The organism is Streptomyces sp. NPDC048496, assembly GCF_043200055.1.
GTDB lineage: Bacteria > Actinomycetota > Actinomycetes > Streptomycetales > Streptomycetaceae > Streptomyces.
Genome location: NZ_JBICXB010000097.1, coordinates 1 through 9,626, shown reverse-complemented (window position 1 = coordinate 9,626; position 9,626 = coordinate 1). Strand labels below are relative to the sequence as shown.

Genomic DNA, 9,626 nt, shown 5'->3' with positions numbered 1-9,626 from the left:
GTCGGCCTACTCGATGACCATCACAGGATCATTCGGGAAGGTACGCCCTTCACGTGCCAACCCGAGGCCGATCCACAGGTCTTGAGTATTGCTCGCCCGCAGGCCACGTTGCACCAAAGGGTCAGTGTTGCCAGGAGAGCGGGCCACAGGGGGCTGCGCACCCCGCTGCGCACGAACAGACTCGCCGCCAGCCAGGAGGCAGCCATTCCGGAGAGTACGGTGACGGTCCGCACACCGCACAAGGCCATTAACTGCGGTGCGATGACGCTGTAATTACCGACGTGGATGCCGCCGTACCAGGACAGGTTGTATGGGGTGCCGGGATGCTGCGAGACGAAATCGGTCCAGGACGCCTGAGCTGCGAGATCTCCGCCACCAGTGGCAAGCCAGATCGCCCAGATCACGTACAGGGGTACGGAAAGAGCCGTGGCCAGGAGCGGCACACGATGCCGTTCCCAGCCCACACCGACACGCGTGGACTCGCCGGGGCGCGAACGTTGCGTGGGCAATCCGGTCGTCTCGACGGAGGGTTGCACGGGCGGATCCGTTCAGTAGTCGAGCAGGAGCAGCACTGGGGGCAACAGTCATGCCGGGCCGGGAGGCCAGCGGTCCCGTTGCAGGACCGCGAAAAACATAACTGTGAGAGTTCTTCTGCGGCCCGGGATGGGTTGCTGCCAGGCTCGACGCCGATGATCCGGCATGACTCGAAACATAACTGGTGCCCCGTCAGAGGCTGTCGTTCCCCCGAGATGTCTGCCGGACATCGGCGTCGAGTCTGGCCCACCCGTTGCGGTGCGGGAGGGGAGACGCAGGCCACAGGCGTTCATGTCACATCCTGCCGAGCTGTGCCGTCGTAAGCGTGTAAGCACCGACAACGGCAGAGGAGATCACCATGAGTGCCCGTTTGGACGCCTTCAGCAGTCCGACCATAGGCAAGGTCTTCAAGCACATCATTGCGGCAGGCAAGATGCTCGAGGACTCGACGCTGCCGACCACGACGCAGGAGCTGGTGAAGCTCCGCGCCAGTCAGATCAACGGGTGCGGCTTCTGCACCGACATGCACAGCAAGGACGCCGCCGCTGCCGGTGAGACCTCGGTACGTCTCAACCTGGTCGCGGCGTGGCGGGAGGCCACGGTCTTCACCGAGGCCGAGCGGGCCGCGCTGGAGCTGACGGAGCAGGGCACCCGCATCGCGGACGCGGCCGGTGGGGTCACGGACGAGGCCTGGGCGAACGCTGCCAAGCACTACGACGAGGAGCAGCTGGCCGCCCTGGTGTGCGGGATCGCCCTCATCAACGCCTTCAACCGGGCGAACGTCATCATCCAGCAGCCCGCCGGCGACTACCAGCCCGGTCAGTTCCACTGACGGGACGGCCGTGGCCGCTGGTGTCGTCCGGCACCACCAGCAGCAACACACACACCGGGCACCGCTTCGCGGAGCCCGGTGTGTTGTTCTGGTCCGTCCGGCGGTCCGACTGACCCTCACTCAAACCTCGATGGCACACGCTCAAAATTTGTCGACCTGCAGACATATCACCGTAGCGACGGCATCGGCTGACGAGTAGCTGCATGGTCACGCCGTCCAGTGCCCACGCCAGCATGCGGCGAGGCGGCGCCGCACGGGGGGAACTGGGCCCCGCGAGGTCCGTGGGCCGTTCACAGACAGAGGCTGATCAGTGAATCGTCGCGCCAGACCGGGAAGGCCTGGAACGGGCCGGTGCGCTCAACTCCTCCACCCGGGCGCGGAGCGCCTCCGTGCGCGGTGCAAGTTCCGCCATCACGGCACGGTGGAGCCAGCGCTGGTGCCGGTAACCGACTTCCCACGTGGTCAGCGCGATTGCGGTGGCGGTGAGCGCAACGACCCCCGGGAACGTGTATGTGATCCAGACGGCCTCACCCGTTGCCACGAGGGGCAGCGTCCAGGCCAGGGCGAGCGAGGCGCTGATCGAAATCCACAGGATGTACCCGGCGGAGTGCCGGAACCGGTCCTGGTACATCCACACCAGTCGCGATCGTCCGGCTGCCCGCTCCGCCTCCTCCAGGGCCCGGCCGAATTCCCGCAGCTCCCAATGGGCCTTATCTCGTTGTTCGCGGGTGAGCGGCTGCTCCCAGGGCTTCATACGTTCCTCCAGCCGCGCGACCGCGCGCCGGAGGTCCCGCCTGGGTGCGGGGGCAATGGGCAGCGCCGTCGGCCACGCGTCCCACTGCTTTGCCTCCTGCTTCTCAGCCTCGATGAACCGTGCTGCCGTACTCGCGACAGTGACGGACAGGACCAGCAGCAGCACCATTCCCATCGACCAGGACGCGGCCAGCAGGGTCATGGCAATAGTCAGGCCGACGAAGATGAGGGCGAAGGGCACCACCGCAGTTACCACGAAGTACTTCCTCATAGAGACGCTGTGCAGCCAGCGCTCCCAGCCGTCGACCGCGCGCCGGAGCAGCACGCGCCCGACAAACGCTGCGAACAGACATGCGGCCATGCCGACGACCGACAGGATGGTGAGCATCATCGTCGGTGCCGGTTCGTCTCGGCCGTGAGGGGCGTCGTTCGGCGCCAACACGGCGGCCGTGACGGGTAGCGCCACGGCCAGGAGGACCGTACCCACTGCGAGAAGGCGTGGTCGACGAGCACGCGGCCGGTGGTCATCCGGCCGGGGACCACCAAGTAGGTGGTCATCCGGAGACCCGCCCGCGGGCCGGCGGCTTCTTGGGCCCAGGGACCGGATTGGCTCCGGTGCCGGATTCGGCCGCCAGGTGGGGGAGACGTGCGGTTCGAGTACGTCGATCAGCTCGTCCAGCCTCGCCTTCCACCGCTCGTCCTCGCCCTCCTCGAACGGAGCCAGGAAGTGGGCGTTCTTCAGGGTGAGTTCGCGCAGTGTCTCCGGCAGATCACCCGGAATCGGTGGCTCCGCGCCCGCGATCAGGAGGGGGATGACGGTTTTTCCGATCCGCTGGGCGGGTGATCACGCCATCGGTCACCCGGTGTTGTGGAGAAAGCCCAGCAAGCGCTCGAAGCGGGCCCGCCAACCAGGGTCCCTGTCCTCCTTGCTCTCGTGCGTGGCTTCCGGCCAGGGGCACCCTTCGACGGCGAGGCCGGAGCTCGACCCGGCACTGAGCAAGGCTGGACGCTGGCGGGCCGGGTACTCAGTCGCTGAGAGCGAGTCGGACGCCGAAGGCGACGATGACGGTTCCGGTGATCCGGTCGAGCAGGCGGCGGGCCTGGGGCTTGCTGAGCCAGCCGTGCAGCACGCGGGCAAAGCCAACGAGGACGGCCGACCACATCAAACCGATGAGGATGTGCACGGTGGTGAGCAGGAGTCCCATGGCGAAGTGGTTTGCGCTGGCAGGGATGAACTGGGGCAGGACGGCGACGTAGAAGACGCCCATCTTCGGGTTGAGGAGGTTGGTGAATGTTCCCTGCCGCCAGCCGCCACTGACCGAGTCCGTCTCGGCGAGGAGAGGAGACAGGCCGGTGTACTGCTGGAGGAGGTCGGTGACGTCCGGGTTGAATCGCAGCATGGTCACCGGGGTGTTGAAGTGCCTGGCGGTGGCGATGAGAGCAATGCTCAGGACCTGCGGATCGGCTCGGGGAGGACGTACCTTCCCGGGTGATTGATCGATAGGTAATGAAAACGGCGATGCCCCCACCGACGGTAGGGACATCGCCGATTACGGCGCGTGCCAGACGACCTGAAGGCGCTCCAGGTGCTCGGGGCAATCGCCGTCGGGCAGAGCCGGGCTCGTCCCTACGCCGCAAGGGCTCCCCAACGGCGTGGACGAACGTGTGGTGCTGTGTCTACGAGGCCCGGCCAGCCTACGAGCGCCGCTGATAACGCTGAGTGCAGATCGGCTGCCGGGTCCCTGTACTGCGGGCGAGGAGGGTGCTTCGCAGTGGATCGATTGGTCTGGGGATCCTGGGTGATGGTGAGTGGCACGTCTCCGGGACGGGGCACGACTCGGGGCAGGCTTCCACCGCCACGCCCACACCACCCCCACCCGGGGAGGCACCCCTGCTCGCAGAGCCTGGGGACAACCGAGTCATCTCCCAGGCGATCCCGCAACACCAGAATCACCCAGGAAACCCAAGCCAATCTGAGAAGGGAACCCGCCCACCCGCAACGGACCGGCCCCCCGGAGAGCCGTCACCGAACGGGACGCGAAAGCGGGAACCCAGCGCATCCAACACCGTTCGGGATACGCCCAGTACACAGCAGTGGGTCCAGGACTCACTCACGCGCACTGGATAGGAACGGTCAGGTACGAGCCTCACCGAGCGTCCGTGTGCGCGGGTCAGGCTGCGGCGCGTGCCGCTCACCGGTGCGTTCCAGGCCCAGTCGCAGCGCCATGACGATCAGCGCGGCGACCGCGAACCCGCTTCCTGCCCAGGCGAGTTGACGGGCACCGTACTCGGCCATGACCCAGCCCCCGACCGCGGTGCCGACGGTGATGCCGAGGTTCGAGAACGAGATGAAGAGGCTGTTGCCGAACTCAGGCGCGTCGACGGCGTCCCTCCCCAGCCAGCTCTGGCTCACGATGAGCCCGCCAGAGTGCACGGCCCCCCAGACCAGTACGGCCAGGACCATCGGCGCGAACACGGGGCCGACGGCGTACAGGAGCACGTAGACGAGCAGGCACAGGACCGGGTAGGCAACCACCGTACGAATCAGGTTGCGCCGCAACAGCCCACCGAAGGCGAAGTTCCCGAGGATCATCACAATCCCGAACGCCATCAGCATGGCGCTGACCCAGGTGCCATCCATGTGCGTGACCTGACCCAGGTACTCGGCGAAGTAGCCGTAGACCGAGAACATCGCGGCGAAGACGAGGACGACGGACGCAATGGTCAGCCACATCCGGGGCCGCTTGAGAACGCTCAACTGGGCGCCGTAGGAAACCCGTTGCCCGACGGGCATCGGCGGTACGAACCGCAGGATGCCGAGGAAGGCGATCAGGTTGACGAGCGCGCCGAACCAGAACGCCGACGCCAGGGACACATGCTCGGCGAGGTACGAGGTCAGCGGCACACCGAAGGCGAAGCCGACGGTGACACCGCCGAACACGGTCGTCGTGGCCCGGGCCGCGTCCTCGGCGGGCGCCAGCCGTGCGGCGGTCGCGAGCGCGACCGCGAAGAACACCGGATGGAAGAGGGCGGGAACGACGCGGAAGGCCAGCATCACCTCGTACTGAGTGGTGAGCGCGTAGACGGCGTTGGAGACGGCGAACACCGCGATTGCGGCGGCGAGCACCTTCTTACGGTCGATGCCGGAGGCGAGCAGTGTTGTGAACGGCCCGGACACGGCGATGACCAGGGCAAAGGCTCCGACGAGCCACCCCGCGGCGGACGGCGTGACATCGAGCTCGGCCGAGACCTGGGGGAGCACGCCGACCATGCCCATCTCGGTGGTGATGATCCCGAACACGCCCAGGGCGAGCACCAGGACGGTGAGGGAGGCCTTTCTCATCGCGACCTTTCATCAAATCTAGAAAAGTAGATGCATTCAGCTGTGTGGGAGCGCATGCGTGGGAATCGGGCGGGCTGCGCGCGGGCTACAGCTCGTCGCGGATGTGCGTGGCGAACTCGGCGATCACTGGTTCGTTGCGTCGGTAGTAGGTCCACTTGCCGATGCGTTCCGAGGTGAGCAGTCCCGCGTCCTTCAGGGTCTGCAAATAGCCGGACACCACCGACTGGGCAAGCCCGGCACGCTTCTGGATGTCACCGACGCACACGCCGATGTGGAAGCCGAGCCCCTGCTGCCGGTAGGAGTCCTCGTCGAAGTACTTCGCCGGATCCTTGAGCCACTGCATGAACTGCAGGCGTGCGGGGTTGGCGAGTGCCTTGTGCACAGCCAGGGGATCCATCGGTCTGCCTCTCCGTCCGATTCTCCACGGAACACATCTAGCTTTCGCGATATGTAGTGGCAAGTCAAATCGCGCGACCTCCCGCTTCCGTCGGGCGGCCTGCGGGCGCTCGCCGGGACTGGCGTGGCCGACACGGCCGCGGGACTGCGCTGCGCACAGGGGGCGCGGTCCTTGTGCGGCGCGTAGGCGGTGGCCTGCGGGGGGCATGCCCGTGTTCCTGGCGCTCGTGGTGTTCCCCGGTCATGGAACTGTTGCGGGACCTCTCGGAGCGCGGCCGCGATTGATCGGCGACGTCCCCTCGCGGCCTGCGGGATGCGGCCGCGACTGGCCCCCGATGGGCATGGGGCGCGGCCGCGCACGTAGTTCTTGATGTCGGACGCGGCTGCGTGCCCGCATCGTCGTTTCCGGCCGGCGGCCGGGGGAGCGGGACAGTACCGGAGGGCTGTCGGCCGGAGACCTCGACAACCTGCGGACCTTATGGTGAACGGGCCGTCGGTGAAGACCTTGCCCACAGGAGGAGTGCGAGCACGCTGATCGCGGCGCCGAGGACACACACGGCGCCCCATCCGGCTATGGCGTAGACGGTCGTCGAGGCGACGGCCCCCGTGGCGCTGCCGATCGAGTAGAACACCATGTAGCCGCCGATCAGCCGGCTTCCCGCGTCCGGACGGACCGTGTAGATCAGGCTCTGGTTGGTGACATGGACGGCCTGGACGGCGAGGTCGAGGACGATCGCGCCGATCACCAGCGCCCACAGCGACTGCCGTGTGAACGCGAGGGGAAGCCACGACACGGCGAGCAGGGCCAGCGCGGTGCCGGTCGTCCACTGGGCGAGGCCCCGGTCGTGCAGACGGCCCGCCGGGGCTGCCGCGAGCGCGCCCGCCGCCCCCGCGAGTCCGAAGGCCCCGATGGCGGTGTGCGACAGCGACAACGGCGGCTCGCTCAGCGGTAGCGCGACGCAGCTCCACAGGGTGCTGAACGCGGCGAAGATCAGCAGGGCCAGCAGACCGCGGATCCGGAACACGCGTTCCTGGGCGAAGAGCGCGAGGGTGGAACGCAGGAGTTGCCCGTACCGCATGGATTCCGGCGGTGTGGCGCGTCGCGGCAGCACGCGGTGCAGGGCCGACGTGAGCGCGAGGGTCAGTGCCGCCGATGCGAGGTAGACCGATCGCCAGCCCGCAAGGTCGGCCAGCGCTCCGGAGACCGTGCGGGCGAGCAGGATGCCGATGACTATCCCGCTGGTGACCAGGCCGACCACGCGGCCCCGCTCGGCCGGGGGTGACAGCGATGCGGCGAAGGCCACGAGGGTCTGCGTCACGACGGCGAGGAAGCCCACCGCGGCCAGGGCGGTCAACAGGATCGGCGCGGTGGCCGCCGTGCCGACCGCGGTGAGCGCCGTCGCCAGCAGGACCAGCTGCGTCACGATGAGGCGCCGTCGGTCGACCAGGTCACCCAGAGGTACCAGCAGGAACAGCCCCAGTCCGTATCCGATCTGCGTGAGAGTGACGACGATGCCGACGCTTGCCGCACTGATCCCGAAATCCTGGCCCAGGGTGGCCAGAAGCGGTTGCGCGAAGTAGACGTTGGCAACCGCCACCCCGGACGCGACGGCGAACAGCAGCGTCGTGCTTCTGGACAGGGCGCGAGGCGGTGCCTGCCCGATCGGGCTGCCGGTTCTCATCGTCGTCTCGTCACTGACCACGCGGTACTCCTCGACCCGAATCGGTTGCATATCGCTACCAGGCGAACCGTAGCCCCGCCTGGTAGCATGTTGCAACCGAATATGAGGGAGGGCGTCATGGCCAAGCGGACACGCTTCAACGAAAGTGACTGCCCGGTGGCTCGATCGGTCGACGCGATCGGCGACTGGTGGTCGCTCCTGATCGTCCGCGACGCGTTCGACGGCAGCCGCCGTTTCGGAGAGTTCCAGCGCAGCCTGGGCGTGGCGAAGAACATCCTCGCGGCGCGACTGCGCGTCCTTGTCGCCGGCGGCATCCTCGATATCGTTCCGGCGGCCGACGGCAGCGCCTACCACGACTACGTACTGACGCCCAAGGGCAAGGACCTCTTTCCCGTCATTGTGGCGCTGCGCCAGTGGGGTGAGGGCCACTTCTTCGATCCCGGCGAACCGCATTCGGAGATGGTCGACCGACGGCACGGGCAGCCGCCTCGTGTTCTCGAGGTCCACTCGGCCGACGGGCGGCAGCTCGGACCTGACGACATCACGGTGAAGAAGGTCGGTTGAAGTTTCCCCGTGATCCTGGATACTCGACCGGTACGTGTGGGCCCGAAAACGGCCCCCAGCAGACCGCGGGTGCCGGTCTCGCACAGAGCCATCAACCGGACGTGCGGGTAGCCCTCGACCCCGACGGGCGAGGGGGCGAGACGCGAGTCTGCTCGATCGGCTCGGTCCGGCGGCGATGGTCGAGCTCACCGCGTATATCGCCTATGCCAACCTGGCGACCAGGGCCAACGTGGCGAACGGGGTCACCTCGCAGGGCTTCTCCGACGCGTGCGAGATTCCGCTGGCCGCGTCCTGAGAAGCCCGGCGTGGTGTCGACGCCATGATCGGGGACCCGTTCGTTGCCCATCGCAGCCTGCTGTTCACCGTTGCCTACGAGATGCTCGGGTCGGCGGCCGACGCGGAGGACGTGGTGCAGGAGTCCTGGCTGCGGTGGGCCGACGTCGACCGGTCGCAGGTGCAGGATCCGCGGGCGTACCTCGTCCGGGTCGTCACGCGGCAGGCGCTCAACCGGATGCGGACGTTGTTGTCGCGCAGCCGGGAGGACTACGTGGGCGAGTGGCTGCCGGAGCCGCTGCTGACCAGCCCTGATGTCGCCGAGGACGTCGAACTCGCGGAGAGCGTCTCGATCGCGATGCTGACCGTGCTGGAAACGCTCGGCCCGGCGGAACGGGCGGTGTTCGTGCTCCGTGAGGTCTTCGCGGTGCCGTACGGCGAGATCGCCGAGGCGACGGGCAAGTCCGCGGCCGCGGTGCGGCAGATCGCGCGGCGGGCACGCGAGCATGTGGCTGCTCGGCGGCCGCGGATGCAGGTGAGCCGGTCGGAGCAGCAGGCCGTGGTGGAACGGTTCCTGCTCGCTCTGCGCAACGGGCAGTTGCAGGAGCTGATGGAGGTCATGGCACCGGACGTGGTCCTGATCGCCGATGGTGGCGGGATTGTGGCCGCCGCTCTGACTCCGATCCACGGTGCCGAACTGGTGGCGCCGCTGCTCGCACGCGCGAATCGGGTGGTGGCCGCGTTCGAGACGACGACCGTGTGGCTCAACGGCGCGCCTGCGGGCCGGGTCGAGATCGACGGCGAGCCGGCCGCGGTGAGCCTCGTGGTGGACAACGGGCGGGTCACCCGGATCTACGTGGTGCGGAACCCGCGGAAGCTGACGCGGCTGGACGAACCGGCCGAACTCGCCAGGTAAGCCTGCTGTTGCTCTGGCGCAGTGGGTGTTCCGGGCGCTGAGAACCGCCCGGAACACCCACGAGGGTGAGGCGGTACGTCGGGACCCGACATTCCAGGCGGTCGTCTCGTCGTACTGCTGGGACAAACACCCAGCCATCGAACAGGTGGCACCGCCGTCGCCGCCCCGCCGCCGCAGGAGCAGCAGCAGCAGCAGCAGCAGCCGCTGCTGCTGCTGCTGCTCCTCATCGTCGTCCTCCGGCCTCGGTGTTTCACCGTGATTTCCCAGGGTGGTGACGTTGCGTCACGAACTGCAAAAGGTGCCCCGTGACCTGCGATGATCCGGCTTGTCTAA

9 protein-coding genes and 2 pseudogenes are annotated in these 9,626 nt (G+C 67.7%); 5 read left to right on the top strand and 6 right to left on the bottom strand.

Going from position 1 to position 9,626, the window contains the following annotated elements:
• Positions 1 to 89: 89 nt before the first annotated feature.
• A pseudogene (locus ACGFSA_RS34280) lies at positions 90 to 443 on the bottom strand (hypothetical protein); the annotation flags it as partial.
• A gap of 449 nt (positions 444 to 892) precedes the next feature.
• Between ACGFSA_RS34280 and ACGFSA_RS34275 the strand changes: the two are divergent.
• Entirely contained in the window at positions 893 to 1,366 is a 474-nt protein-coding gene (locus tag ACGFSA_RS34275) for a carboxymuconolactone decarboxylase family protein (protein WP_393309963.1), read from the top strand.
• Between the two features lie 307 nt (positions 1,367 to 1,673).
• Here ACGFSA_RS34275 and ACGFSA_RS34270 read toward each other — a convergent pair whose 3' ends face one another.
• Entirely contained in the window at positions 1,674 to 2,606 is a 933-nt protein-coding gene (locus tag ACGFSA_RS34270) for a hypothetical protein (protein WP_393309961.1), read from the bottom strand.
• A 159-nt stretch (positions 2,607 to 2,765) separates the two neighbouring features.
• Here ACGFSA_RS34270 and ACGFSA_RS34265 point away from each other — a divergent pair, with 159 nt between their 5' ends.
• Positions 2,766 to 2,963 (top strand): hypothetical protein, encoded by a 198-nt coding sequence (locus ACGFSA_RS34265; protein WP_393309959.1) that lies wholly within the window; start codon positions 2,766 to 2,768, stop codon positions 2,961 to 2,963.
• A 181-nt stretch (positions 2,964 to 3,144) separates the two neighbouring features.
• Here the strand turns inward: ACGFSA_RS34265 and ACGFSA_RS34260 are convergent, their stop codons facing one another.
• The 4 genes from ACGFSA_RS34260 to ACGFSA_RS34245 form a co-directional block, all read right to left on the bottom strand.
• Positions 3,145 to 3,519: a LysE family translocator gene (locus tag ACGFSA_RS34260; protein ID WP_393309957.1), complete on the bottom strand. Its 375-nt coding sequence runs from the start codon at positions 3,517 to 3,519 to the stop codon at positions 3,145 to 3,147.
• Positions 3,520 to 4,253: 734 nt separating this feature from the next.
• Positions 4,254 to 5,462, bottom strand: a complete 1,209-nt coding sequence (locus ACGFSA_RS34255) for an MFS transporter (protein ID WP_393309955.1) — start codon at positions 5,460 to 5,462, stop codon at positions 4,254 to 4,256.
• A gap of 85 nt (positions 5,463 to 5,547) precedes the next feature.
• Positions 5,548 to 5,859, bottom strand: a complete 312-nt coding sequence (locus tag ACGFSA_RS34250) for an ArsR/SmtB family transcription factor (RefSeq protein ID WP_393309953.1) — start codon at positions 5,857 to 5,859, stop codon at positions 5,548 to 5,550.
• Positions 5,860 to 6,334: 475 nt separating this feature from the next.
• The gene (locus ACGFSA_RS34245; RefSeq protein ID WP_393309951.1) at positions 6,335 to 7,591 is read right to left on the bottom strand and encodes an MFS transporter; all 1,257 of its coding nucleotides are present in this window, start codon (positions 7,589 to 7,591) and stop codon (positions 6,335 to 6,337) included.
• A gap of 66 nt (positions 7,592 to 7,657) precedes the next feature.
• On the opposite strand from ACGFSA_RS34245, the gene ACGFSA_RS34240 reads away from it, so the two are divergent.
• The 3 genes and pseudogenes from ACGFSA_RS34240 (at position 7,658) to ACGFSA_RS34230 (ending at position 9,293) form a co-directional block, all read left to right on the top strand.
• Positions 7,658 to 8,104 carry a winged helix-turn-helix transcriptional regulator gene (locus ACGFSA_RS34240; protein ID WP_393309949.1) on the top strand — a complete coding sequence of 149 codons (447 nt, stop codon included), beginning with the start codon at positions 7,658 to 7,660 and terminating at the stop codon, positions 8,102 to 8,104.
• Positions 8,105 to 8,246: 142 nt separating this feature from the next.
• A pseudogene (locus ACGFSA_RS34235) lies at positions 8,247 to 8,399 on the top strand (carboxymuconolactone decarboxylase family protein); the annotation flags it as partial.
• Between the two features lie 24 nt (positions 8,400 to 8,423).
• Entirely contained in the window at positions 8,424 to 9,293 is an 870-nt protein-coding gene (locus ACGFSA_RS34230; protein ID WP_393309948.1) for an RNA polymerase sigma-70 factor, read from the top strand.
• Positions 9,294 to 9,626: the final 333 nt, after the last annotated feature.

Excerpts from the sequence above, each read along its gene's own strand:
- ACGFSA_RS34240 (WP_393309949.1), top strand. The coding sequence starts at position 7,658 with ATGGCCAAGCGGACACGCTTCAACGAAAGTGACTGCCCGGTGGCTCGA.
- ACGFSA_RS34275 (WP_393309963.1), top strand. The coding sequence starts at position 893 with ATGAGTGCCCGTTTGGACGCCTTCAGCAGTCCGACCATAGGCAAGGTC.
- ACGFSA_RS34250 (WP_393309953.1), bottom strand. The coding sequence starts at position 5,859 with ATGGATCCCCTGGCTGTGCACAAGGCACTCGCCAACCCCGCACGCCTG.
- ACGFSA_RS34230 (WP_393309948.1), top strand. The coding sequence starts at position 8,424 with ATGATCGGGGACCCGTTCGTTGCCCATCGCAGCCTGCTGTTCACCGTT.
- ACGFSA_RS34245 (WP_393309951.1), bottom strand. The coding sequence starts at position 7,591 with ATGCAACCGATTCGGGTCGAGGAGTACCGCGTGGTCAGTGACGAGACG.
- ACGFSA_RS34260 (WP_393309957.1), bottom strand. The coding sequence starts at position 3,519 with ATGCTGCGATTCAACCCGGACGTCACCGACCTCCTCCAGCAGTACACC.
- ACGFSA_RS34255 (WP_393309955.1), bottom strand. The coding sequence starts at position 5,462 with ATGAGAAAGGCCTCCCTCACCGTCCTGGTGCTCGCCCTGGGCGTGTTC.